The sequence below is a fragment of the Maridesulfovibrio sp. genome (assembly GCF_963678865.1).
Classification (GTDB): domain Bacteria; phylum Desulfobacterota; class Desulfovibrionia; order Desulfovibrionales; family Desulfovibrionaceae; genus Maridesulfovibrio.
On sequence record NZ_OY787459.1, the window covers coordinates 2,323,888 to 2,346,320 of the forward strand.

Here is a 22,433-nt window from a genome sequence, read left to right on the forward strand (position 1 = left end):
ATCAATTCGTCTGTTCCGCGTGAGAAATTACCCGCTGCGACAGGCGAAATAACTTTTCCGGAGCTAACATGCTGGACAATCTGAGCATAGTACTTTTCGGTACAAAATACCCTGAAAACGTCGGGTCATCGGCTCGCGCCATGACTAATATGGGCTGCAACAACCTGACACTTGTGCGCCCCGCATCATGGAACATGGACAAGGCCATGCCGCTGGCTACAGTCAAAGCCCGCGATATCGTGCAAAAAGCCGCTATTTCCGAAGACCTCTCCGAAGCCCTGAAAGGGCAGACAAGGGTCTACGGGACCACCGCCCGCACTGGAGGGTGGCGCAAGGGAGTGATGACTCCTTCCACAGCAGCTCCGCACATCGTGGAGCAACTCCGGGCCGGGGAAAAAGTGGCTGTGGTTTTCGGTCCTGAAGACCGGGGCCTGACCAACGACGAGACACAACTTTGCTCCAGATTGATCAACATCCCCACCAGCCATGAAAACAGCTCACTGAATCTCTCTCAAGCGGTACTTATCATCTTGTATGAATGCTTTAAAAACGCGCTGGACAAACCTTTTACCCCTGCAGGTCCTCCTGAAGAGCGCTCCACCTCATTTGAAGAACAGGAAATTCTGGCCTCAAACCTTCAGGAAACCCTGCTCGCAATAGACTTCCTTAAAGCGGACAATCCCGATTACTGGATGATGCCGGTCCGGAGATTCATGTCCAGAATCGACATCAAACGCAACGAATTCAACCTGCTGATGGGAATCTGCCGCCAGATCAAATGGATAGCCGGTCAGGCTGGCAAAAAATAACAAGATCATAACCGCAGCCCCTTCTCAATTCCATGAAAGCACGCTACAGTAAAGACTAATTCAAGACCTGCGGAGCCTGTATATGACTGAAAACAATACCATTCAAGATCTAAGCGGAGTTTTCTCGCGCCAAAGAGTCGCCAAGGTCGGAACCGGAACCACCACCCGCCGCGTAGCCCAGATCGGCTACTATTTTGTAGAACAGATGGCTGAAGACCTTTTTCAAGTCCGTCCCCTGAACAGCAATTTTGTTCCTACCGGGGACCCGGAAGGTATCACCCGCGATGAACTTCTGGAGTCATACACCCCTGAGCCGGAGATGTATCACCAGCAGGTCCTGCCCAATATGAAGGAACTGCAGAAAACCCTCGCCCGCGCAGACCGCCTTCGTCAGCAGGGGAATTCCTTCAGTGCCGAGATGGAATACAACAACTCCCTTAAAATCGATGAAATGAACGTACGCGGCAACTTCGGCGTAGGGCTCTGCCTCATGCAGCGGGGTGAAACCGAGCGGGCCAATGATATTTTTGCCCGCCTTGTTTCCATGGATGCACCCTTTGCTCCTGAGCACAAACACATGTTCAATGATTTCGGCATCAGCCTGCGCAAATCAAAAATGATTCCGCAGGCGGTTGAATACTACTCCAAAGCTATTGCCCTCAGCCCCGAAGACGAACACCTGCGCTACAACCTTGCTCGGGCTTATTTTGAAGATAAACAATACGATAAAGCACGTGAACATCTTGCCAAGTGTTTGGAAATAAACCCTGATTTCGCTGAAGCTAAAAAATTTGTCGCTTATCTGGATAAAAATAAGCTGGGCTGATCAGAAAAAAAGCATTATAGAGTTCCAATGAACTCCATCAAAGGCTTCATTGTAGCAGGAACGCACAGCGGCTGCGGTAAGACCTCGGTTACACTGGGACTTATGGCTGCGCTCTCCAGTCGCGGCATAAGGGTTCAGCCTTTCAAGACTGGTCCGGATTTCATTGATCCGGGGCATCACACCCGCGCTGCGGGTAGGGCATGCCACAACCTTGACGGCTGGATGCTCTCCGGCAAGACCCTGCGTGACATTTTTTCCCGCTATGCCCAAGATGCCGACGCATGCATCGTGGAAGGAGTCATGGGTCTTTATGACGGCTATTCCGCCCTTGATGAGACAGGCTCCACAGCCCATCTTTCCAAAGAGCTGAACCTGCCTGTAATTCTGGTTGTTGATGCCGGGTCCATGGCCCGTTCAGCTGCCGCTTTGGTACAGGGATTTTGTAATTTCGATCCCGAGACCCCTGTAGCCGGAGTTATTTTCAACCGAGTTGGCAGCAGCAACCATGCCCTGATTCTGGAAGAAGCAATTTCATTGACTGATGTTCCGCTTCTCGGTTGCCTGCCCCGGCGGCAGGAAATAGCCACTCCCTCACGCCATCTGGGGCTTGTAACCCCGGAGCACCTTGAAGATCTCGACTCAAAATATAAAAACCTTGCCGACTGGGTAGAAGAAAACCTTGATCTGGAACAAATCATTGAGGCTCTGCCGGATATCCCGGTACAGCCCCGTTTTGACGAAGTTCCAATGATTCCACGCACAAGAATCGGAGTGGCTCAAGACGACGCTTTCTCCTTTTACTACGAAGAAAATCTGCGTCTGCTGCGCGAAGCCGGAGCGGAGCTGGTCCCCTTTTCACCAATTGAAGACAAAGATCTGCCTGAAAATATTTCCGGTCTCTACTTCGGCGGCGGATACCCAGAACTGGCGGCCTTTGATCTGGCTCAGAATACTAAGCTCCGCCGGGCGATAGCTGACTTCTCCGCAGCCGGGCATCCGGTATACGCTGAGTGTGGAGGTTTTATGTACCTCATGGAATCAATCAGCAAAGATGACCGGGTTTTCCCCATGTGCGGAATTTTTCCCGTACGCTGCTCCATGCAATCCCGCTTTCAGTCCCTCGGATACCGTGAAGTGGAACTTTCCCAATCAACAATCCTCGGCCCGGAAGGGACAATCATCCGGGGACATGAATTCCACTACTCCGCCCTGGAAGAAATGGAAAAGATTCAGCAAAAATCATATCGGGTAACCTGCAAAAACAATATCTCCGCCAGTGAAGGTTTCATAGCCAATGAGAATACACTGGGCAGCTACATCCATCTGCACTTTGCCAGCAATCCGCAAGTTGCTAAAAATTTTGTGAATGCCTGTGCAGAATCTTCCCGTACGGAAGAAATTTAAACTGACTGCCGACTGCTTTTGAAGGTTACCCATGCAGAAGTATATTATGCATATAGATATGGACGCTTTTTTCGCGTCCGTTGAGCAGCTGGATAATCCGGAACTACGCGGCAAGCCTGTCGGAGTAGGCTCCCTTCATGAACGTTCCGTGCTGAGTGCGGCCTCTTACGAAGCCCGTAAATTCGGTGTCCGTTCAGCCATGCCAGTGAGGCAGGCACTGAAGCTCTGTCCTGAATTGCAGGTGGTTTCCGGCAGCAGACACAGATACAAAGAAATTTCACACAAGGTTATGGAAGTGCTGGGCAATTACACCCCGGTGGTTGAACAGGCTTCAATTGATGAAGCATACATCGACATAACCGGAACGGAAAAACTTTTCGGCCCCCCGCTGCAGATTGCCAGATCCATCAAATCCGACATCCGAAAAGCTACCGGGCTTACCGCATCGGTGGGCATTGCTCCGGTAAAATTTCTAGCCAAAATTGCCTCGGACCTGAACAAGCCGGATGGAATATCCATCATCAAGGCCAATCAAGTGCAGGACTTCCTGAAAAAACTTCCTGTGGAAAAGATACCCGGCGTCGGCAAGAAAGCCCTGCCCCGCTTACGCTCCTTCGGCATCACCTATGCTGCTGATTTGCGGCGCTATCCACCTGAATTCTGGAAAGAAAGATTCGGCGAACGTGGGCTGGTCCTCTACGACAAGGGTGCGGGAATTGATCCCACGCCTGTTACAGGACGGGCACCCATGAAATCATCCAGCGCGGAAAATACTTTCGGCGCAGATGTTTCAGATATTCATACCCTGAAAACACTGCTGCTAAAGCAGTCTGAACGCATAGCCGCAGACATAAGAAGCCATGAAGTCAAAGGCAGGACAGTCACCCTGAAAATCAAATTTCCTGACTTCCGCCAGATAACCCGCAGCCGGACCCTTGATTCACGAACTTCTCATGCCGGAACAATTTATAAGACCGTATGTGCGCTGCTTGATGCAGAGCGCCCTCTGGGACCGGTCCGCCTGATAGGTGTCGGCATTTCCAATTTCGAAGGGCGCAACAGGCAGCTTTCCCTGCTTGAAGACCCTGAAAAACCCAACAAAAATAAAAAATTGGACCAATTGGACAAAGCTGTGGATCAGGTCCGTTCAAAGTTCGGTAAAAACATCCTGACCCGGGGAAGGCTGCTGGAAGATGAGTAAGCGACTCCGTGAAGGCTATACCACCGGCTCCTCCGCCACAGCTGCTGCTATGGCCGCCATCAGGATTTTACTGGGCGGAGAACCACCGGAGCAGATCGAAATACCTCTTCCGGTCAAAGGGACTTTGAAGATTCCTGTAGCGCATGTGGAAAAGATCGGTCCAGGCAGAGCATGCGGCGCGGTCATCAAAGACGGCGGTGACGACCCGGACGCCACCCACGGCCATGAAATCCAAGCGCTTGTAGAAATCAGTGCAGCAGATTCTCTGCGGATTGAAATCTCAGGCGGCAAGGGTGTAGGCCGGGTAACCCTGCCGGGCCTGCCCGTCCCTGTAGGTGAAGCGGCAATCAATCCTGTTCCCCGCAAACAGATAATCTCAGGAGCTCTTGCAGAAATAAGCAGAACCGCACCGGAATTCTGCGGGTTGATCAAAATCACCATTGAAGTTCCGCAGGGTGAAATAATAGCCAAAGAAACCATGAACTCCCGGCTGGGTATCCTTGGCGGTATTTCCATACTGGGCACGCAGGGAATCGTGCGTCCTTTCAGCCATGCTTCGTGGAAGGCTTCAATAGCCCAAGCCTTGAATGTAGCCCGCGCAAGCGGGATAGAAAAAATAACATTCACCACCGGACGACGCAGCGAGCGTTTTTTTCAGGAACAATTTCCCGATACCGTTCAGATCAGCCTGATACAGGTTGCTGACTTTTTTAAATTTTCCATGCAGCAGGCCGGCATGAAAAAAATACGCAAAGTACGCTGGTCCATTTTCATCGGCAAACTGGTAAAACACGCCATGGGTTTTCCATATACACACGCCAAGGATTGGGCCATTGATTTTGACCTGCTGGCAGACTGGTCTGCGGAGTTGGGTATGGCTGAAGAAACGGCAAAAAAAATCCGGGCCGCGATAACGGCCCGGCATGTATATGAAATGGTCCCCGAAGAATTTCATCAGGCTTTTATCCGCATGCTGGTCCGTAAAGCATGCGCCAATGCCTGCGCATTCAGCGGGAACTCGGAGGTAGCTGTAGAATACTTCCTCTTTGATTTTGACGGTAATATGATCTACAACCCCGGCAATCAGAAAAAATCCTCTTCATCGTGATCCTCGAGAGTGTAGAGAACATAAATTCCTACGGCCCCGGCCAGCAGGGCTACCACATAAAACGGTGTACAACGATTATCCGTACCGGCAGTGTAATTGTTTACCTCGTACTCAATATGCACAGTACCCATAATGTCATTTACATCGGACATGGTTTTTCCTGCCAACATGGGAGCGGAGAGGGAAAAGCCATAGAAAGCAGTAAGCAATGAACCTATCAAAAGAGCAATTGCTATCAGCTTTTTCATATTTCATCACCTCCGCTAAAAGCATGGATGGAGCCAATTTCATAATAGCAGATTCTTATTTTTTTGGTAACTAATATTAAAAAAAAACACAGATTAAAAATCTTCCTTTAATATCCAGTCAATACATTGTATGAAACAGGACATGATACATCCCCTGCATATAACCGGACTGCATCCTGGCACACTGGAACCTTCGCGCGAGGCTGCTAAACATATTGCCAAAGCGGATGTTTTAAGCGGCGGGAAACGATTGCTGAAATCTTTTTCCAATTTCAAAGGTAAAATAATCCCCTTTACTTCTCCAATGGAGAAATATGCCAGTACTCTTGAAAAAGAGCTGGCGGAAGGCAGAAAAGTAGTTTTGCTGGCAGATGGAGACCCTCTCCTGTTCGGCATCGCCGCATCCCTGACTCCCCTGCTGGGGAAAAAAAATGTAGTTGTCATCCCGGCAGTTTCAAGCATTCAGGTAGGTGCAGCGCGGCTGGGCCGCAGCTGGGTGGATTTTAAAATGGTCTCTCTTCACGGAAGAAATGACTATACGCCCCTTTTCGGGGCCATGCAGCGCAAAATGGACTGTGCCGTCTACACGGACGCAACAAACACCCCGCAAGTCATCGCCAGACAACTGGTAAACAAGGGTGTGGACAACTATTCCATGGCAATACTCTCCCAACTGGAAACCCCGGAAGAAGTTGTTGCCCAAGGCAGGCCGGAATCTTTTCTCAATTTCACCTGTCCCGATCTGAATATCGTCATCCTGACTGCAGACAACAAAGAATGCAGTACCCCGCTATTCGGACGCAGCGATGACGAATTTATCAGGGAAAAGGGACTCATCACCAAACTACCGGTACGTTCAGCAGGAATCGCACTGCTCGACCTCAGAGGGCAACAGGTGGTCTGGGATCTCGGCGCGGGCTGCGGTTCGGTTGCCATCGAGGGCTCGTTCATCAGTCCCGATTCTCATTTCTACGCTGTGGAAAAAAAGCCGCAACGGGTCGAAATGATCAAAGAGAACATCCGCAATCTGAGGGCATGGTCCGTTGAACCGCTCTGCGGTGAAATGCCTCAGGCTCTGGCTAAACTTCCCGACCCGGAACGCATCTTCATGGGAGGAGGCATCGGGCGTGATGACAGCGTTATCCGGGAGGCCGCAAAACGGCTTAAACCGGGAGGCAGGATAGTAGTGCACGCCATACTCATGGGTAGCATTCAGCGCACCCGTGATCTATTTGACGAACTGAACTGGAGCTGGCAATCCATGCAGATTCAGGCCGCAACTTCAGATCAACTGGCCGGGGACATCCGCTACAAGGCTCACAACCCGGTAACCATACTCTGGGCAGACAAGCCCGAAGGACATTAAATGGGCAAAGTATATTTCATCGGCGCCGGACCGGGCGACCCGGAACTGATCACCGTCAAAGGCCAGCGCATAATCCGTGAGGCCGGGCTGGTGCTCTATGCCGGATCACTGGTTCCTGAAGCCGTAATCGCCGAAGCGCGTAAAGATGCCCGCATAGAAAACTCAGCTTCCATGTCCCTTGAAGAAACAGACCGCATCATGCAGGAGCATGCAGCCAAAGGAGAAATTGTGGCCCGCGTGCATACCGGTGATCCGGCACTTTACGGGGCGGTACAGGAGCAGGCCCGCTTACTGAGAGCAGCCGGGATTGAATATGAAGTGATCCCCGGCGTAACCTCGGCCTGTGCGGCAGCGGCAGCTTCAGGGGCTTCCTTCACCGTACCCGGAGGAACCCAGACCCTGATCCTGACCCGCATGGCCGGCCGGACCCCGGTGCCGGAATCAGAATCCCTGCAAAAGCTGGCCGCCCACAACTCAGCCATGGCTATATATCTTTCGGCAGGCAATCCCATGGGCATTCAGGAACAACTCCTTGCCGGAGGCATGGAGCCTTCCACCCCGGTCATCCTCGGCTACCGTATCGGCTGGCCGGAAGAAAAATCCGTGCCGACCACCCTTGAGAATCTGGCGGAAACCGCAGAACAGAACAATTTTACACGACAGACCATTTTCCTGATCCTGCCCGGTAGGGACAAAGACAGTGAATCCCTGCTTTACGATGCCGGGTTCAGCCACATGTTCAGAGAAAATAATTAAATTCAGGAGAAATTCACCATGGAGACTCTTCAGGTCAGGACCGATAGCCGGGAAGAAATGATAGACATTACCGGATCAGTCAGTCAGATGATCAAGGACAACGGCTGGCAGTCCGGAGCACTGCTGATCTACTGCCCACACACTACCGGTGCAATCACCGTAAATGAAGGGGCTGATCCTGACGTGGTTCGCGACATCACCGTGAACATGCGTAAGCTGGTCCCCCTCCGGGGTGACTACCGGCACATGGAAGGCAACTCCGATGCCCATATCAAGACCAGCATGTTCGGTCCGGACCAGATGCTTATCGTTGAAGACGGCGAGATAATGCTCGGTACATGGCAACGAATTTTTTTCTGTGAATTTGACGGTCCCAGAAGTAGAAAGCTCTGGATTCAATTTATGACCTGCTAAGAATCACTTTAAATCCATATGGAGGTTACACATGATCACCTGTTATCTCGTTTACACCATTGATCCATACAAGGTAAAAGAATTTGAAACCTATGGAAAGATGTGGATTCCTCTGGTCAATAAATTCGGTGGAACCCATCACGGCTATTTCCTGCCCCATGAAGGAGCCAACAACAAGGGAGTAGCCCTTTTCAGCTTTCCCAGCCTTGCAGAATATGAAGAATACCGGGAAAAAATTAAAACTGATCCCGAATGCCAAGAGGCCTTTGACTATGCCCACAGGACCCGCTGCATTATCAGCTTTGAACGGAGCTTCATGAAACCCGTATTCTCGTAGGTGGTAAATTCAATTGCTATTTTTTACATCATACGCAACATTTGATTCGAACCGGACAAACTAAAATTCACCGACAACATTTAGTGCAGGTTTTCCATGGCATCTGAAAAAAAGTCACCCGAAAGCAGGCTTAAATTCAAAAATAGTTTCACACGGAGACTTTTTTATTTTGCAGCCCTGGCAGGTATCGCCGTCCTGCTGCTCGTTCTTTCCGTTATTTACACGCAAAATCTATCCAGAGAACTCACCGATAAAAGCACTCAGCTTTCAGAAAAACTGGCTGCGGAAAAACAAAAATTCCTGCGCGAAACGGTTGAATTGAATGATGCCCACAACAAGATAGTAGCCACTACGATCCACTTTGACCGTGTGGATAAGATAATAAAAGACGAAGACCTGCTAATAACGGATACCTACCGTTCGCAATTAAAAACAACCGCCTCCATTTCACTTTTAGGTATTATCCTGTCCGCATTGGTCGTCATCTTTATTGATCGGAAGACATCAAAAGTTATCTCCGGCTACGAGAGCCGTATCAATGAACTGGAAGGTCTTTCCACCACGGACAAACTTACCGGATTAGCAAACAGGCTCAAACTTGACGAGGTTTTCAACTACGAAATCAACAAGGCACTGCGCCACGGCAATTCTTTTTCCATTCTGCTGCTTGATCTGGACAGGTTTAAAAGTATTAATGACAACTTTGGAAATGAAATTGGAGACATGGTTCTTCAGGAGACCGCACAGCTGTTGAAAAACAACCTTCGAAAGACAGATACCATAGGCCGGTGGAGCGGAGAGGAATTCCTTATAATTGCACCTGAAATTGAAAACGAAAATGCAATGATGCTGGCCGAGAAGATACGCAAACTAATTGCCGGTCACTACTTTACACAGGTAGGGACTGTGACCTGTTCGATAGGAATCGGCTCTTTTAGCGATGAAGACAGCCGGGAAAGTATGACTGAACGGGCTGACCGGGCATTACACGCTGCAAAAGACAGAGGACGGAACAGAGCTGTATACGGTGATGCCAAAGCTCCTGCAGATCTTGCGCAATAATCAAGGCAGAACAAGACGGAAAACGCCTTAGATATTACTCATGCTCCTGTGAAAGATTCACATACGTCAGATGTGTTGCGATCTCCTTTTCACGGAAAGCCCTGATCAGCCTCATGGAAACATCGCTTTTAAGATTCCATGCCTCCGCAGGAGAATCCGCCCAGGCGGCGATCCAACATACAACTCTCTCTTTATCCATACTGCGTATCCAGAATTGCGGAACTTCCTGTTCATTATGGTGTTCGCTTTGAGCTGCCACTTCCATGGCTATTTCCCTGACCATATCTATATCTGTTTCATATGATACCGAAAACTCGATGTATGCCCATTGCAGGCTGTCATTAAGGGTCAGATTGACAAACTCTTTATTCAACATGCGGCTGTTGGGGATGACATACCTCTTCCAGTCCCATGTCTTGATCTTTGTATGGGTGATGGAAATATCCTCGACAGTGCCGTACTGCCCGTCAACCACAAGGGTATCTCCAACCCGCAACTGCTTGGAAAAAGAAATCACAATGCCTGAGATCATGTTTTCCACCACTGGGCGGGCGGCTATACCGACCACGGCTGTAGACACTGCCACGATGATGGAAATCATGGTACTGGGGAGCCTGCCCATAAAAGGCAGGATCATTGCCAGAGCCCAGACCAGCACAATGAAAAGAATAAGTGTACGGCGGATGACAGTAAAGCGGGTCTTGACGCCCTTGACCATCTCACGCCGTTCCTGACGCTCTTCCTTGGCGGTAAGGACATCAGTAGGAATAGCCGCAGTGGTCTCAGGATCCTTCTTGATCAACTTTTCAATGCGATCAACCCGGCTTTTCCTGAAACTGGTTACGCGGTAACTTATCCAGATATAGATGATTGTGGCTAGTGCGGTAATGGTGGCGACATAGATATAGGGATCAATTTCAGAAAACATGCCCCATTCCATAACCATTATATCAGGTGCCGTAAACATACCGATTATGGTTTACCCTATCACACTTAAAAAATTATACATCGGCTAGTCATATATCTTTTGTCCCCCTCCGAAACAGGGCAGGAACAAATTTCCGGACTGACCCGCCTCTTGGCACCGTTTAGAACCATACGCAGGCAAAAACGCGATCCATGTCCGCCACTGACAGACATGCAATTAAATATCTCATCCCCGGCGCGGTTTAAGGCTTCGTCTACAGTCAGCCCCTGCCGCTGCAGCCGCAGAGCCTTCTTCCTGAGCAATTCTTCCAGCAACGCAGTATTCATATGCCACCCCCGAGAGACTCTCGAACCATGTTCATAAATGCCGGATTTCCGGCACATCCACTCTTCTGCAAGTTCTGTTGCAATTTCCAATCCTTCATTGCCGTCCGGCAATAAAGCAGCTACAATAAAAAGCAAAACAAGCGGTAATAATTGCGGAAGTCGCTTACAGTATACCATAACATATCAGACCAAGCGACATATTTTCCTTTTTTAATTATTGGTCCGTAAACATGAACTACTCCTAACCCGACATGAGCATGCGCATAAAACTATTTCTTCTGTTGCTGACATTCAGCCTAATTCCCCTGCTGGTGGTTTCAGTCATCAGCCGTCAGGGAATTCAGGATCTGGGACAGGTCCAATCCCGCAACCTGCGTGCGGATATGATAAAAATACTGACAGACGAGATGCACCAGTCAGCAAAGGATTCAGCCAAGCTGGTACAACAGCAGGCTGTTTCGCTGGAATTCGCCCTTAAAGCCATCGGAGCTGAAGCCGAGGATGTACTCAATGATCCGGCAGAGGGTTCTTCCGAAGCCTATTTTGATGAAGATTTCAACACCAAAGGCAGACAACCCGCAGATTTCGGTCCTTCTCCGCAGTATTTCGTGCTTAATGAAAAAGGGCAGCAAAAACCATCTTCAATCAGTCTGGAAGAACCGGTTTTCTTTTGCCCCAAAGGGAAAGAATACCTGAAAAAAAATCCCGATCTGGCCCGGCTGTCACTGCTCAAACCTGATTTCAAATCCTTTTTCAATGAAGCCGGAACCGCGCTGCATCGCATATACATAACCCTTAATTCCGGGTTGCACATGGCCTACCCTGGACACGGAAACTATCCGGCCAACTATGATCCCCGCAAAAGATCATGGTTTACCGAAGCGATCAGGAAAGGTTCCATAGTTTGGGATAAGTTCGTTGACGCCAGCACCGGGCAACAGGTCTATACAATATCCAAACCCATCCGTGACCGGGCGGGAAATACTCTCGGTGTAGTTGCCATTGACATTCAGCTGATTGAATTGCTTCGCAAGGAGGACCTCTCATCACAATGGTCCAGTGCCATACAGGCCTTTGTGGTCGGCCCGGTCAATACCGACGACGGAGTGGCGTTGAGTATCTGGGCTGAGGCAGGGCACAAGGAAACGAACATTTCATGGAGGACCGACCTGCCTAACTCCGCCCGCTATTTGCAGTCTGCAGATAAAGAATCCATGGACAAAATGATTGATTCCATCAGCAGAGGTAAATCCGGGGTAATGCGGATGCCTTACAACGGGGTCAATTCCGTATGGTCATTTGCACCCTTTCGCGGTGACGGCAGCTATGTGCTGATAACCCCGGAAAGGGTCATCACCCGCGTGCCGGACAGGGCAGCGCAACAGGCTCTAAGCTTAAGCACAAATCTCTACATTGCAGTCGGTACGGCCTCTTTTTTCACTCTGATTACTGTTGCGCTGGTGGCTTTTTTCGGCAGCCGCAAGATCATCAAGCCATTGCTGGTTATGACTGATGCCGCCGAAAAGATCTCCGAGGGAGACTTGTCCATACATGTTGATGTAAAAACCGGGGATGAACGCGAAACCCTTGCCAACGCATTCAATCATATGATTCCCAAGCTGCAGGACCATCTGCGGCTCAGCAAATCCCTTGAACTGGCACAGGAAGTCCATACCAGCCTGCTGCCCATGGAATCCCCTCATATCAACGGACTGGATATATCCGGAATCAGTATTTCCTGCGACGAAACCGGAGGCGACTACTTTGATTATTACACCCCGCCCCAGACCGGGGGAACCGGAATACTGCTCGGCGATGTAACCGGGCACGGGGTTTCAGCCGCTCTGCTCATGACCACCGGACGTGCACACCTGAAACATGCCTCAGGGCACGTGGAGCCACTATACATACGTATCGAAGAGGTTAATAAACTGCTCTGCTCCGATATCGGAGAGACCGGACGATTCATGACCCTGTTCTGCATTGAAATATCCCCGGACAACTCCACAGCCACCTACGTCCGTGCCGGACATGACCCGGCCACAATCTACGCTCCGTCAAGTGGAGAAAAACGGGACCTCATGGGCTCCCCCATGCTGGCGCTGGGAATTTTTGATGAAAGCCAGTACGAAGAATTCAATATTGAATTGCATGAAGGTGAGATCATTTTCATCGGCACAGACGGAATATGGGAAGCCCGCAACACCGAGGATGAAATGTTCGGCCGAGAACGTCTGGATCAGCTCATTTTTGCCAACGCCCACAGGTCCGCCGCTGAGATACAGCAGGAGATAATTGCCGCTGTCTATAAATTTCAGAACGGTATGGAGCAGGAGGACGACATCACACTGGTCATCATCAAAGTTAACGAATTCAATAAATAAATGATGCGCTTCGCACTTATTGATTAAAAGATTTTGCTTCCGGCGGCTAAAACCTTTTAATAATGGTTTTAGAATCCCAAACTTTTTTAGTAAGGCTTCGCCGCTTCGTTTTAAAAATTGCAGACCCAACAAAGGATACAAATGGAAAACAGCCATCGTTTTTTCAAAAATATCGAGTGCCGCTATTTTCCCTGCCATGAGACAAGCAATGAAGCAGACTTCAACTGCCTGTTCTGCTTCTGCCCCCTCTACCTGATGGAGAACTGCGGAGGGCGCTACAAAAAGACTGCAAAAGGCGTGAAAGACTGCACGGACTGCAAAATCCCGCATCGGCCCGAAGGTTACGATTATATTATAAAAAAACTTAAAGAAGCCAACGAGCGCTAAGCCCGGAGTAGAACATGTCAGAAAATTTCAGCTTCTCTCTTTCTCAGGAAGAAAAAGACTACCTCAAAAATCTGGTCCGCAAGAGCATTCTCTGCAGGCTTAACAGGCAGGAGGAACCCACTCCCGACCCTGTAACCGAGCATATGCGCGAAGAATACGGAGCTTTTGTAACCCTGACTAAAAACGGACACCTGCGTGGTTGTATCGGCAACGTTCAGGGCAGCGGCCCTCTCTACAAAACCATCTGGAAAATGGCCCGTGCCGCAGCCTTTGATGATCCACGCTTCCCACCGCTCAAGGAAGCTGAATTCGAAGATATCGAAATAGAAATTTCCATCCTCAGTCCCATTGACGTCTGCAAGGACGTTGAACAAATTGTCATCGGACGGCATGGCTTGATTATGCAACGCGGCATGCAGTCCGGCTTGCTGCTTCCTCAGGTCGCAGTTGATTGGAAATGGGACCGCAAGCAATTCCTCGCCCAGACCTGCAACAAAGCGGGTATGGAGCCTGATGCATGGAAAGACCCGGCAACCAATATTTTCTGGTTCGAAGCTGAAGTATTTTAAGGGCCTTCCCCAGACCCCGTCCCTTTCAAAACCTTTTATTACGCTTCGCGGAGTTGCTTAACAATTAATACCGCTAATGGTGTAATCAGCCACAACCCACAACAATTAAAAGTTTTGAAGAGTCCAGAGAAACTTTGCTCAAGAAGTTTATTTGGCCCTCGGAGAGCCGCCGGAGGCACACACATGATTGATGCTTTATCCCCTTGGGGTCTTACAACCCTCGAACGTCATAACGACAAGAATATTCCCGGCAGCCCGGAACGGGCTGTTTCACGTTCGGTGATTGAAGATACTGAGAACAGACTCTGGCTCATGGAACGCATCGCCGGTTCACAGATAGAAACACGGACCAATATTGCCGAGAACCTGCTGACATTGCAGGAGTCGGGCATGGACTGGCTGCTGCCTTACCAGAAGGACACGGACGGCAATTTCATTTCTGATGTGATGGGCTTCCCGTGGCAGCTATCGCCATTTTACGAATCCGACGAACTTCCTAGACCGGAATTTGTATTTGATGCTGAGCGGGGAACTGAGCTGGCAATATTTATTGCCCAATTGCGTGAGCACAGCAAAGGCAAAGAGATGCAAGGGCAGGATCAATCCTTTGCACTGATAAATTATGCTCAAGAACTTGCCGAGACCATTAAGGAGCGTGAACCGCAGGTCTATGAACGGCTGGAACCGATCTGCGCTCGACTTTTCCCCAAGATGGGAAAATTCCCGCAACTGCCCAAAGCGTTCTGCCATGGGGATTTCCATCCATTAAATGTACTCTGGAAAGGCAAGAAAATCGGCGCAATAATAGACTGGGAATTTTCCGGAATGCGCCCGGAAATCTATGATGTAGCCAACATGATAGGCTGCGTGGCCTTTGAAAACCCCGGAGCTCTGGGCGAAGGACTTATCCCGGCCTTCATGGACGGTCTCTACGACAACACCGACATAAGCGACGACAGCTACGAATCACTGCCCGCCTACATCCCCTCATTACGTTTTGCGTGGCTCTCCGAATGGCTGCGTAAGAAGGATCATGAGATGCTGGAGATGGAATTGGAATTTATGGAACTGCTGCTGGCGGTGATGGGTTAAAAACTGCAGACTCTGACAAGCTGCACAAAAAGACTAAATAACATTTTCATAAAAGTTCAAAGAGCCCTTTTTTTAAAAAGGGTTCTTATTTCTCCCAGTTAGACACGATCTTTTTTGCTTATGCCTTAAGAAAATAGACTCAGAGCAGGCCCGCCAGAGACGTCCTAAAATCCCTTCTCCAAAGGCGGATTGACCAGACTCAGCCCGTCCCGCTCAGCAAGTTCTACGTCAGCTTCGGCAAGCTTCACAAAACGGCCCTCAACAGACAGCCGCCCTTTTGCCAGCCATTGGGTAGCTTGGGGCAGAACACGATGCTCCTGCTTGAGAATACGCTCACGCAATTCATCTTTATCTTCGCCGGGATAAGCAGGAACTGCAGCCTGAATGATAACTGCCCCATGATCCATTTTCTCATCCACAAAATGAACGGTACATCCGGCTAAACGTACACCGTACTTAGCGGCATCTCCCTGCCCGTCCACGCCGGGAAAACTGGGCAGGAGAGCGGGATGTATGTTGATTATCCTGCCGGGGAATGCATTCAGAAATACGGGAGTAATAATACGCATGAATCCGGCCATAACCACAGCCTCGACTCCGGCATCCTTGAGTATACGCACCATCTCAGTATCAAATTCTTCGCGGGAACCGAAATCCTTGTGGTTCAAAACCGCAGTGGTGATGCCGTAAGCTGCAGCACGTTTCAAACCGTAAGCATCTGCTTTATTGGAAAGAACAACTTTGATGGCTACATCAAGGATGTTGTCTTCCATTTTTTCAATAATGGATTGTAAATTTGATCCGCCGCCAGAAATAAGAACAGCAATAGGAAGACTCAAGATTCCCTCCGGGGGCCGGAGAACCTTTTTTTGGGAAAAAAAGGTTCTCTGGACTCTCCAAAAAACTTTTTAATAAGCTGTCACTACGTTAGCAAAGAACGTCATAATATTCGGTTATAACTCTAAACTTCTCGGCGAAGCCCTAATAAAAAGTTTTGGGATTCTTAAACCCTTTTCCCAAAAGGGTTTGAGGCTCCCGGCAGGGCCGCCGGAGGCATACAAAAAAGGAGGGCCGCGTAGGTCCTCCTTTCAAGTCGCTATTCAGAAACTTCCTGCACCAGAATGTCGACCAGTGCGGGGATGGTGTAATCATCGGGCTGAATATCCGGCTCATAACCGAACCCTTCAAGGGTCTTGGCGGTAATGGGCCCGATACAGGCGATTTTCACACTGTCTTTATATTTGTGAAAAACTTCCGGCTCAATCAGGTTGAAGAAATTTTCAACAGTGCTGGAGCTGGTGAAAGTCAGATAATCGATCTTTCCAGCTTCGAGGGCCTCGGCAATGGGACCGGGATCGTTCTCGGAAAGTCCGGTCTCATAGACAGGCAGGATCTTGACCTCGGCTCCGGCCTTACGCAACTCTTCGGGCAGCACTTCGCGGGCAACCTTGGCACGCGGAATAAGCACATTCTTACCCTTGATGCCTTTTTCAAGCAGCCCGGCAACCACGCCTTCTGCTACGTATTTCTCAGGTACGAAATCAGGACGGATGCCTCTTTCTATCAGCGCGTCAGCAGTTGCGGGGCCGATGGCAGCGATTTCGAGTCCAGCAAAGGCTCGGGCATCGAGACCGGCTTCGTCCATCTGATTGAAGAAATGTTTTACACCGTTTACAGAAGTGAAGATCAGCCAATCCCAGTTGAAAAGCCCTTTGATATCGGCCTGCACGTCAGTATAATCGGCTACCGGCTCGATGTTGATGGTCGGGAATTCGAACACACAGGCACCGAGCTTGCCGAGGGTGGAAACAAGGCCGCTGGACTGTTCACGGGCACGGGTAACTACAACACCCTTGCCGAGCAGAGGTTTTTTCTCAAACCAAGCCAGCTTGTCATGCAGGGAGCAGACGCCGCCTACAACGATGATGGAGGGAGCCTTGAACTTGCGCTCTTTTGCTTCCTCGGCAACGTTTTCAAGGGTGGAGACAAAAGACTGCTGGTTGCAGCGGGTTCCCCAGCGCACGAGGGCTACCGGTGTTTCAGGATCGCGACCATTCTTGATCAGGTTTTCCGCGATCATGGGCAGGTTTTTAACGCCCATGTAAAAAACGAGAGTGCTAGTGGATTTAGCGTAAACTTCCCAGTTATGACCGGTCTTTTCCTTGGTAGGATCTTCGTGTCCGGTGATAAAACATACGGAAGTGGTAAAATCGCGATGGGTTACCGGGATACCTGCGTAAGCAGGAGCGGCAACGCCTGCGGTGATGCCGGGGATAACTTCAAAGTCGATTCCGGCTTCAACCAGTTCTTCGGCTTCTTCGCCGCCGCGACCGAAAACGTAAGGATCGCCGCCTTTGAGACGGGCAATGACTTTTCCTTCCTGCGCTTTCTCAATGATGAGTTCATTGATCTTATCCTGCGGCAGGGTATGGTCGCCGCCTTTTTTACCTACGTAAAGGATTTCGCAATCAGCTTTGCAGTAGTTCAGAAATTCGATGTTTGCCAGATAGTCGTAGATGAGCACATCTGCGGTTTCCAGCACTTCTTTAGCTTTAACAGTCAGCAGACCGGGATCACCGGGCCCCGCACCAATCAGATAAACCAAACCCATATATCCACCCTCTCTAGTTAAAAGCATTTTTGATGCGTTTCACGCTTTTGACAAATTGATTTCGCCTCCGGCGGCCAGAGAAACTTTTTGAAAAAAGTTTCTCTGGACTCTTCAAAAACTCTTAATAGGCTGTCGCTACGTTAGCTAGACACGTTCATATTATCCATGTCGAATAACAAAACTATTCGGCGAAGCCCTAATAAAAAGTTTTGGGATTCTTAAACCCTTTTACAAAAGGGTTTAAGGCCCCCGGCAGGACTCGTAGCCGTTAACGAGAAGCATCTGCTTCGAGTTTTACGGATACGTGATAACAGAGGTGTCGCCGAAGGCCTCCCCTGAATAATCTATTCCATTACACTGACTAATCTGTCTTTCAGCTCGGTCAGCTTTGCTTTCTTGTCGTTGATCTCTTCCAGCTTGGCTTTTTCCTTTTCAACAACTTCTGCGGGAGCGTTGCTGACAAAACCTTTGTTGGAGAGTTTCTTTTCTATCACTACGAGATCTTTGTCCAGCTTGGCGAATTCCTTATCCAGACGGGCAAGCTCGGACTCGAAGTCGACTGCGCCTGCCAGCGGTACGAAAAGCTCATTACCCTGAACAACTGCCGTGCCGGATGCGCTGGGGCCCTTTGCATCGGGACCTGCGGTTACGCTCTCCAGGCGGGCAAGGGCCTTGATAAGATCGGCGTTGTCGTTGATCAGTGCTGTTGTTTCATCGTTGGCAGTGCGCACGATGAGTTCCAACTTCTTGGAGGGAGCAATGAGCAACTCGGTACGGATGTTACGCACAGCGGAAACGATGCCCTGAAAAAGCTCCATCTGCTCGACGGCTGCTGCATTGCGGCAGTTGTCGCGCTTTTCGGGGAAGGCTTCGGTGGCAATATCGTTGTTTTCAATGCCGGGCAGCACGGACCAGACTTCCTGGGTAACGAAAGGCATTACCGGATGCAGCAGGACCATGGTTTCTGAGAGAACGGTCCAGAGCACCTTCAATGTTGCACCCTTACGGGACTCGTCATCACTGTAAAGATCCGGCTTGATCATTTCAAGATACCAGTCACAGAACTCGTTCCAGATGAACTTGTACATGGTCTGGGCCACTTCGTTGAAGCGGTAGGCTTCCACAGCTTCACTCATGGTGTCCTTCACCTCTTCGAGGCGATGCAGAATCCACTCGTTAGCGAGGCCGGATGCATCTTCGAGAGCTGCTTCAGGCTTCTTGCCGTCGAGGTTCATCAGCGCGAAACGTGCGGAGTTCCAGATTTTGTTGACAAAGTGGCGGTAGCCTTCAATACGCTGCTCGGAAAGCTTGATATCGCGGCCCATGGCGGCAAAAGAAGTCAGGGTAAAACGCAGGGCGTCAGTACCGTACTTGTCGGACATTTCCAGCGGATCAATGACGTTTCCGGTGGATTTGGACATTTTCTTGCCGTGCTCATCACGCACAAGGGCATGGATGTAAACATGGTGAAAAGGAATCTGATTCTGAAAATGAATGCCCATCATCATCATGCGTGCGACCCAGAAAAAGAGAATGTCGAATCCGGTAATCAGCACGGATGTGGGATAATACTTGGCCAGTTCCGGGGTCTCGTCAGGCCATCCCAGTGTGGAGAAAGGCCAGAGAGCGGAAGAGAACCAGGTATCAAGTACGTCTTCTTCCTGAGTGAGTTTGGAAGAACCGCACTTGGTGCATTTGGTGGGGTCTTCATTGGCAACAATAAGCTCACCGCACTCTTCACAGGTCCATGCCGGAATGCGGTGTCCCCACCAGATCTGACGGGAGATACACCAGTCACGGATGTTGTCCAGCCACTCGTAATAGACCTTTTCCCAGTTGGAAGGGAAAATCTGAGTCTCGGAAGGGACAGCGGCGCGGGCCTTTTCAGCCAGCGGCTTCATTGCCACGAACCACTGTTCGGAAACATGAGGTTCAATGATGGACTTGCAGCGGTAGCATTCACCCACGGAATGCTCGTGGTCGTCGATGGCAATAAGGCAGCCTTCGGCCTTGAGGTCCTCAACGATTACCTTACGCAGGTCATCTTTGAACATGCCCTGATATTTTTCAGGTGCGTTCTCATTGATGTTGCCGTCTTCATCGAACACGGAAATAACTTCAAGGTTGTGCTTACGGCCCAGTTCCCAGTCGTTCATGTCATGAGCGGGGGTAACTTTCAGAGCACCGGTACCGAATTCCATGTCAACGTAGGAATCACCTATGATGGGCAGTTCGCGGCCCACGATGGGCAGGATAGCGGTCTTGCCGATGAGGTGCTTGAAGCGGTCATCTTCGGGGTTCACGCAGATGGCGGTATCGCCGAGCATGGTTTCGGGACGGGTGGTGGCGATGATAAGTTCGCCGGAACCGTCGGAAAGTTTATACTTGATGTTGTAGAAATGCCCCGGCTTGGGGGAATGTTCTACCTCGTCATCAGCAAGAGCAGTGTGACAGCGGTTACACCAGTTGATGATGTAATTGCCTTTGTAGATAAGACCTTCTTCGTAGAGCTGGACAAAAACCTTGCGTACGGCCTTGGCGCGCTGCTCGTCAAAGGTGAAGCATTCGCGGTCCCAGTCAACGGATGCACCCATACGGCGGATCTGCTTGAGGATGTGGCCGCCTTTTTCTTCTTTCCATTCCCAGACGCGCTCGATGAATTTTTCACGTCCGAGATCGTCACGGGTCTTGCCTTCGGTCTTGAGCTGACGCTCAACAACGTTCTGGGTGGCGATACCTGCATGGTCAGTTCCGGGAACCCAGAGAACGTTTTTGCCCTGCTGGCGCTGGTAACGGCAGAGAATGTCCTGCAGGGTAATGTTCAGGGCATGACCCATGTGCAGCACACCGGTGACGTTTGGCGGCGGAATCACGATGGAGTAAGGATCGCCGTCTGCTTCGGGATCGGGGGTGAAAGTTTTGTTTTCTTCCCAGTGGTCAAGCCACTTTTTTTCTACATCCCAAGGTTCATAACCTTTGGGGAGGTTTGATTCCGCCATGTAAGGACTCCTGTTCAAATATAAATTCTTAAACAAAAAAATACGTAGCGGGTCGCCTTTTTCCGGCTTCCCGTTGCGTAGAGAATTGCTAAGTTGGTTTCATTATAATATTTTTTAAAAAAGATGTGCTTTGCCTGCCCTGATTTTACGTGTATTTACAGGATCAGCGGTCAAAACAAAACACTCGCCTCGTCAACTTGCGCTACACACACTTATAAAGAGACACGAACATGTCAAGTATCTATATATTATGGGACGACTCCCATATCTGGGGGCTGCTGGTCAAAAGGGCCCTTGAAGCATGGAATATCGACCACGAATTGGTGCGTGGGCATCAAATAGCGCAAGGCATGCTTTCAGGCAAGCCTCCGGCGGCACTTATCGTTCCCGGAGGCTGGGCCAAAGGCAAGGCAATGAAGCTGGGCGGACCGGGAATTCTTGAAATCCAGAAATATGTTGGAGAAGGCGGCAAATATCTCGGTTTCTGCGGTGGAGCCGGACTGGGGCTTTCCGGCGCAGGAGGACTCAACCTAAGCTGCTGGCATCGCAAGGGATTTGAAAACAGACTGCATCATTTCTTAAGTGGGCATATAAAAGTTCAACTTGATCAATCTAGCCCGCTGGTTCCTGAAAGCCTTGGGAAAAATGCCCTGATTCCGGTCTGGTGGCCGGGCCAGTTCTCACCAAACAAATGTGATTCCACCTCTGTGCTGGGCCGCTACCGTGAACCGGGTAATGACTTCTGGGTGGCCGACCTGTGTGTTTCTTCTCTGCCTGAGGGAACTCTTAATGACTGGCGCAACATGTACGGAATCTCACTGTTTCCTGAATTCCTGCATGACCGCCCGGCAGTTATCAGCGGTCAAAGCGGAAAAGGGACCTTCATACTCAGTTATCCGCATCTGGAAACCCCGGCATCAGCACAGGCCAATCTATGGTTGTCACACCTCCTTGACCGCATGCTGAAACAGGATACGCAAAACCGCCCGACCCTTCCGGCTTGGGAACTGGCCGACACCCCACTGGAATGGGAAGACCCTGATCTTATTTCCGTACGCAGGTCTCTTGAAAAAATAATCGCCACAGGACAGGGACACTTCCTTCTTTTCTGGCGCAACCCATGGCTGCTGGGCTGGAGACGGGGAATTCCCGGAGCCGCTTTAAACAGCCTCTATGCACTTATCTGCAAAGTAACGGCCCACAAACCAAATGCAGCTTCTATTGAAGCATGGAACGCATGCAAAGATGAATTCATGAAATACATGACTGTATTTGAGGAAGGAGTTACCGGGTATCTGCTTGCTGAGCGTTTTGCCATGACTATGCGCACTCTTGATCCGGACACAATATTCCCTAAAGCATTGCAGGAACAGCGAAACGGTCTTTTCGGACCGCCTCCCGGAGCCGGAGGAATTTACGCAAAATTGCTTTATATACTGGAAGAGCTTGTCTGGGTAATGCATAAAGTTGATTAACAAAACAAACGAGTTACTATTTGCAAGCTTTGTTTGAACAAATTTAAAAGATACTATAAGGTAAAAAGCAACCCAAAAGTCTAGACTTTCTGTAAACACAACCTGCAACTCAAGACATCTTCGGGCAGTGT

The 22,433-nt window shown here is 49.9% G+C and carries 21 protein-coding genes; 15 read left to right on the forward strand and 6 right to left on the reverse strand.

Annotation, left to right across the window (positions count from 1 at the left end; genetic code table 11):
• Positions 1–68: 68 nt before the first annotated feature.
• The 5 genes from ACKU41_RS10625 (at position 69) to cbiD (ending at position 5,348) form a co-directional block, all read left to right on the forward strand.
• The gene (locus tag ACKU41_RS10625; protein WP_321400654.1) at positions 69–809 is read left to right on the forward strand and encodes an RNA methyltransferase; all 741 of its coding nucleotides are present in this window, start codon (positions 69–71) and stop codon (positions 807–809) included.
• A gap of 82 nt (positions 810–891) precedes the next feature.
• Positions 892–1,635 carry a tetratricopeptide repeat protein gene (locus ACKU41_RS10630; protein ID WP_319777304.1) on the forward strand — a complete coding sequence of 248 codons (744 nt, stop codon included), beginning with the start codon at positions 892–894 and terminating at the stop codon, positions 1,633–1,635.
• A gap of 27 nt (positions 1,636–1,662) precedes the next feature.
• Positions 1,663–3,039 carry a cobyrinate a,c-diamide synthase gene (locus ACKU41_RS10635; protein WP_321400658.1) on the forward strand — a complete coding sequence of 459 codons (1,377 nt, stop codon included), beginning with the start codon at positions 1,663–1,665 and terminating at the stop codon, positions 3,037–3,039.
• 31 nt (positions 3,040–3,070) lie between these two features.
• The gene (gene dinB, locus ACKU41_RS10640) at positions 3,071–4,240 is read left to right on the forward strand and encodes a DNA polymerase IV (RefSeq protein WP_321400660.1); all 1,170 of its coding nucleotides are present in this window, start codon (positions 3,071–3,073) and stop codon (positions 4,238–4,240) included.
• Complete coding sequence (gene cbiD, locus ACKU41_RS10645) at positions 4,233–5,348, forward strand: cobalt-precorrin-5B (C(1))-methyltransferase CbiD (RefSeq protein WP_321400663.1); 1,116 nt, start codon at positions 4,233–4,235, stop codon at positions 5,346–5,348. Before dinB ends, cbiD begins: the two co-directional genes overlap by 8 nt.
• Here the strand turns inward: cbiD and ACKU41_RS10650 are convergent.
• On the reverse strand, positions 5,324–5,596 hold the full coding sequence (locus ACKU41_RS10650; RefSeq protein WP_319777312.1) for a hypothetical protein: 273 nt from the start codon (positions 5,594–5,596) through the stop codon (positions 5,324–5,326). The two genes, cbiD and ACKU41_RS10650, sit on opposite strands and share 25 nt — an antisense overlap.
• A 142-nt stretch (positions 5,597–5,738) precedes the next feature.
• Here ACKU41_RS10650 and cbiE point away from each other — a divergent pair, with 142 nt between their 5' ends.
• From cbiE to ACKU41_RS10675, 5 genes are all read left to right on the forward strand, one after another.
• Complete coding sequence (cbiE, locus tag ACKU41_RS10655; RefSeq protein WP_321400665.1) at positions 5,739–6,962, forward strand: precorrin-6y C5,15-methyltransferase (decarboxylating) subunit CbiE; 1,224 nt, start codon at positions 5,739–5,741, stop codon at positions 6,960–6,962.
• Entirely contained in the window at positions 6,963–7,718 is a 756-nt protein-coding gene (cobM, locus tag ACKU41_RS10660; protein ID WP_321400667.1) for a precorrin-4 C(11)-methyltransferase, read from the forward strand.
• A gap of 18 nt (positions 7,719–7,736) precedes the next feature.
• Complete coding sequence (locus ACKU41_RS10665) at positions 7,737–8,132, forward strand: secondary thiamine-phosphate synthase enzyme YjbQ (RefSeq protein WP_321400669.1); 396 nt, start codon at positions 7,737–7,739, stop codon at positions 8,130–8,132.
• Between the two features lie 31 nt (positions 8,133–8,163).
• Positions 8,164–8,469: an NIPSNAP family protein gene (locus ACKU41_RS10670; RefSeq protein WP_321400671.1), complete on the forward strand. Its 306-nt coding sequence runs from the start codon at positions 8,164–8,166 to the stop codon at positions 8,467–8,469.
• A gap of 96 nt (positions 8,470–8,565) precedes the next feature.
• Positions 8,566–9,531 (forward strand): GGDEF domain-containing protein, encoded by a 966-nt coding sequence (locus ACKU41_RS10675; protein ID WP_321400673.1) that lies wholly within the window; start codon positions 8,566–8,568, stop codon positions 9,529–9,531.
• Between the two features lie 34 nt (positions 9,532–9,565).
• Here the strand turns inward: ACKU41_RS10675 and ACKU41_RS10680 are convergent, their stop codons facing one another.
• Positions 9,566–10,459: a mechanosensitive ion channel domain-containing protein gene (locus ACKU41_RS10680; protein WP_321400675.1), complete on the reverse strand. Its 894-nt coding sequence runs from the start codon at positions 10,457–10,459 to the stop codon at positions 9,566–9,568.
• Positions 10,460–10,524: 65 nt separating this feature from the next.
• Entirely contained in the window at positions 10,525–10,785 is a 261-nt protein-coding gene (locus tag ACKU41_RS10685; protein ID WP_321400677.1) for a hypothetical protein, read from the reverse strand.
• Between the two features lie 257 nt (positions 10,786–11,042).
• On the opposite strand from ACKU41_RS10685, the gene ACKU41_RS10690 reads away from it, so the two are divergent.
• From ACKU41_RS10690 to ACKU41_RS10705, 4 genes are all read left to right on the forward strand, one after another.
• Positions 11,043–13,169, forward strand: coding sequence for a SpoIIE family protein phosphatase (locus ACKU41_RS10690; RefSeq protein ID WP_321400679.1), 2,127 nt, complete (start codon positions 11,043–11,045; stop codon positions 13,167–13,169).
• A gap of 141 nt (positions 13,170–13,310) precedes the next feature.
• On the forward strand, positions 13,311–13,556 hold the full coding sequence (locus ACKU41_RS10695) for a cysteine-rich small domain-containing protein (protein ID WP_319777325.1): 246 nt from the start codon (positions 13,311–13,313) through the stop codon (positions 13,554–13,556).
• Between the two features lie 14 nt (positions 13,557–13,570).
• Entirely contained in the window at positions 13,571–14,125 is a 555-nt protein-coding gene (gene amrA, locus ACKU41_RS10700) for an AmmeMemoRadiSam system protein A (RefSeq protein WP_321400681.1), read from the forward strand.
• A gap of 183 nt (positions 14,126–14,308) precedes the next feature.
• The gene (locus ACKU41_RS10705; protein ID WP_321400683.1) at positions 14,309–15,217 is read left to right on the forward strand and encodes a phosphotransferase; all 909 of its coding nucleotides are present in this window, start codon (positions 14,309–14,311) and stop codon (positions 15,215–15,217) included.
• Between the two features lie 164 nt (positions 15,218–15,381).
• Here ACKU41_RS10705 and purN read toward each other — a convergent pair whose 3' ends face one another.
• From purN to ACKU41_RS10720, 3 genes are all read right to left on the reverse strand, one after another.
• A complete protein-coding gene (gene purN, locus ACKU41_RS10710; RefSeq protein WP_321400685.1) occupies positions 15,382–16,056 on the reverse strand; it encodes a phosphoribosylglycinamide formyltransferase in 675 nt (224 codons plus the stop codon).
• 257 nt (positions 16,057–16,313) lie between these two features.
• On the reverse strand, positions 16,314–17,828 hold the full coding sequence (gene cobA, locus ACKU41_RS10715; protein ID WP_321400687.1) for a uroporphyrinogen-III C-methyltransferase: 1,515 nt from the start codon (positions 17,826–17,828) through the stop codon (positions 16,314–16,316).
• A gap of 344 nt (positions 17,829–18,172) precedes the next feature.
• Positions 18,173–20,827 carry a valine--tRNA ligase gene (locus ACKU41_RS10720; RefSeq protein ID WP_321400689.1) on the reverse strand — a complete coding sequence of 885 codons (2,655 nt, stop codon included), beginning with the start codon at positions 20,825–20,827 and terminating at the stop codon, positions 18,173–18,175.
• A gap of 230 nt (positions 20,828–21,057) precedes the next feature.
• On the opposite strand from ACKU41_RS10720, the gene ACKU41_RS10725 reads away from it, so the two are divergent.
• On the forward strand, positions 21,058–22,302 hold the full coding sequence (locus ACKU41_RS10725) for a BPL-N domain-containing protein (RefSeq protein ID WP_321400691.1): 1,245 nt from the start codon (positions 21,058–21,060) through the stop codon (positions 22,300–22,302).
• Positions 22,303–22,433: the final 131 nt, after the last annotated feature.

What these genes read in the sequence shown, in the direction of transcription:
- cbiE (WP_321400665.1), top strand. Translation starts at nt 5,739, where the DNA reads ATGATACATCCCCTGCATATAACCGGACTGCATCCTGGCACACTGGAA.
- cobM (WP_321400667.1), top strand. Translation starts at nt 6,963, where the DNA reads ATGGGCAAAGTATATTTCATCGGCGCCGGACCGGGCGACCCGGAACTG.
- ACKU41_RS10705 (WP_321400683.1), top strand. Translation starts at nt 14,309, where the DNA reads ATGATTGATGCTTTATCCCCTTGGGGTCTTACAACCCTCGAACGTCAT.
- ACKU41_RS10675 (WP_321400673.1), top strand. Translation starts at nt 8,566, where the DNA reads ATGGCATCTGAAAAAAAGTCACCCGAAAGCAGGCTTAAATTCAAAAAT.
- ACKU41_RS10690 (WP_321400679.1), top strand. Translation starts at nt 11,043, where the DNA reads ATGCGCATAAAACTATTTCTTCTGTTGCTGACATTCAGCCTAATTCCC.
- cbiD (WP_321400663.1), top strand. Translation starts at nt 4,233, where the DNA reads ATGAGTAAGCGACTCCGTGAAGGCTATACCACCGGCTCCTCCGCCACA.
- ACKU41_RS10670 (WP_321400671.1), top strand. Translation starts at nt 8,164, where the DNA reads ATGATCACCTGTTATCTCGTTTACACCATTGATCCATACAAGGTAAAA.
- ACKU41_RS10685 (WP_321400677.1), bottom strand. Translation starts at nt 10,785, where the DNA reads ATGAATACTGCGTTGCTGGAAGAATTGCTCAGGAAGAAGGCTCTGCGG.
- ACKU41_RS10650 (WP_319777312.1), bottom strand. Translation starts at nt 5,596, where the DNA reads ATGAAAAAGCTGATAGCAATTGCTCTTTTGATAGGTTCATTGCTTACT.
- dinB (WP_321400660.1), top strand. Translation starts at nt 3,071, where the DNA reads ATGCAGAAGTATATTATGCATATAGATATGGACGCTTTTTTCGCGTCC.
- ACKU41_RS10725 (WP_321400691.1), top strand. Translation starts at nt 21,058, where the DNA reads ATGTCAAGTATCTATATATTATGGGACGACTCCCATATCTGGGGGCTG.
- ACKU41_RS10720 (WP_321400689.1), bottom strand. Translation starts at nt 20,827, where the DNA reads ATGGCGGAATCAAACCTCCCCAAAGGTTATGAACCTTGGGATGTAGAA.
- cobA (WP_321400687.1), bottom strand. Translation starts at nt 17,828, where the DNA reads ATGGGTTTGGTTTATCTGATTGGTGCGGGGCCCGGTGATCCCGGTCTG.
- ACKU41_RS10630 (WP_319777304.1), top strand. Translation starts at nt 892, where the DNA reads ATGACTGAAAACAATACCATTCAAGATCTAAGCGGAGTTTTCTCGCGC.
- ACKU41_RS10635 (WP_321400658.1), top strand. Translation starts at nt 1,663, where the DNA reads ATGAACTCCATCAAAGGCTTCATTGTAGCAGGAACGCACAGCGGCTGC.
- amrA (WP_321400681.1), top strand. Translation starts at nt 13,571, where the DNA reads ATGTCAGAAAATTTCAGCTTCTCTCTTTCTCAGGAAGAAAAAGACTAC.
- ACKU41_RS10665 (WP_321400669.1), top strand. Translation starts at nt 7,737, where the DNA reads ATGGAGACTCTTCAGGTCAGGACCGATAGCCGGGAAGAAATGATAGAC.
- ACKU41_RS10625 (WP_321400654.1), top strand. Translation starts at nt 69, where the DNA reads ATGCTGGACAATCTGAGCATAGTACTTTTCGGTACAAAATACCCTGAA.
- ACKU41_RS10695 (WP_319777325.1), top strand. Translation starts at nt 13,311, where the DNA reads ATGGAAAACAGCCATCGTTTTTTCAAAAATATCGAGTGCCGCTATTTT.
- ACKU41_RS10680 (WP_321400675.1), bottom strand. Translation starts at nt 10,459, where the DNA reads ATGTTTTCTGAAATTGATCCCTATATCTATGTCGCCACCATTACCGCA.